The organism is Pseudomonas sp. 01L34, from assembly GCF_056400265.1.
Genome location: NZ_JBFTSX010000019.1, coordinates 1 through 1,727, shown reverse-complemented (window position 1 = coordinate 1,727; position 1,727 = coordinate 1). Strand labels below are relative to the sequence as shown.

The 1,727-nt window shown below is 63.6% G+C and carries 1 protein-coding gene; it reads left to right on the top strand.

The genetic code is table 11. The annotated features are described in order from the left end of the window. A partial coding sequence (locus tag AC1DQM_RS29760) for a VCBS domain-containing protein (protein ID WP_477747247.1) occupies window positions 1-1,727 on the top strand: 1,727 nt, incomplete at both ends.

Here is a 1,727-nt window from a genome sequence, read left to right as displayed (position 1 = left end):
GTGCTCAGCTTCGCGTCGGGCAATGAGGTGGGCGCGGTGCAGGAGGACACCAGCCTCAGCGTCAGCGGTCAGTTCAGTTCGGCCGACATTGATCATGCGGCCACCGCCACCTGGAGTATTGCCGGGTCCAATACCGGCACTTATGGCTCGATCGCCGTCGACRGCACSGGYCAGTGGACCTACACCCTGGCCAACGGCAGCGATGGCGTCGCCAGTGCCGTGCAATCACTGAAGGCCGGCGAGACTCACAATGAAGTGTTCAGCGTGCAGGTCAGCGATGGCCTGGGCGGCGTCGACACCCAACTGGTGACCGTGACCGTCACCGGCAGCAACGATGCCGCAGTGCTGTCCTCGGCCAGCGTCACGCTGACCGAAACCAATGCTCCGCTGACCACCGGCGGCAGCCTGACCATCAGCGATATCGACAGCCCGGAAAGCTTCCAGGCGCAGTCCGGCACCGCTGGCGCCAACGGGGCCTTCGCCATCGATGCCGCGGGTAACTGGAGCTATACCGCCAACTCGGCCTTCGATGCACTCAATGTCGGCGACAGCCTGACCGACACCTTCGCGGTACTCAGTGCTGATGGCACCGAGACCTCGGTCAGCGTCACCATCAACGGCACTAACGATGCACCGGTAACCGACCTGAACGGTGGAAGCCCCGGCAACGACGCGACCGCAGCCTTCACCGAACAGACCTCCGTGCTGATCGCCCCGTCGGCGACCATTACCGACGTCGACTCGGCCAACCTGACCTCGATGACGGCGACGCTGACGGTGCGCCCTGACGGCAACACCACCGAGTCGCTATCGCTTAACGCGAGCGCCACTACCGCAGCGGCCGGCCTGACGGTCAGCTACACCACCAGCACCGGCGTGCTGTCGATCACCGGTTTGGCCAGCAAGGCCACATACCAGACGATTCTGGACGGCATCCTCTACAACAACTCCAGCAATACGCCGACCACTTCTGATCGGACGGTGAACGTTCTGGTCAGCGACGGCATCGACAGCAGCATCTCGCACAGCGTCACCATCGGCATCACCGCGCTCAACGACACGCCGATGAACACGTTGCCGGCAAGCTACACGACGAATGAAGACGCCGCATTCAAGCTCAGCGGTCTGTCGGTGGCAGACGTCGACGCAGGCGCTGGCAACATCTCGGTTACGCTCACGGTCGGCAGCGGCTCGTTGACGGCCGCGACAGCGGGCAGTGTCTCGGTCAGYGGCTCGGGCACCAGCAGCATCGTRCTCACGGGTACCCTCGCCAACATCAACACTTACCTGGCCACGGTCGCCAACCAGCCAACCTACACCCCGGTTGCCAATGCCAACGGCACGGTCACCCTGACCATGCTGACCAATGACGGCGGCAACACGGGCACTGGTGGTGCACTGAGCGACAGCGACACGATCAACATCAACATCACCGCGCTCAATGACGCACCGGTGAACACGTTGCCGGCAAGCTACACGACGAATGAAGACGCCGCATTCAAGCTCAGCGGTCTGTCGGTGGCAGACGTCGACGCAGGCGCTGGCARYATCTCGGTTACGCTCACGGTCGGCAGCGGCTCGTTGACGGCCGCGACAGCGGGCAGTGTCTCGGTCAGTGGCTCGGGCACCAGCAGCATCGTGCTCACGGGTACCCTCGCCAACATCAACACTTACCTGGCCACGGTCGCCAACCAGCCAACCTACACCCCGGTTGCCAATGCCAACGG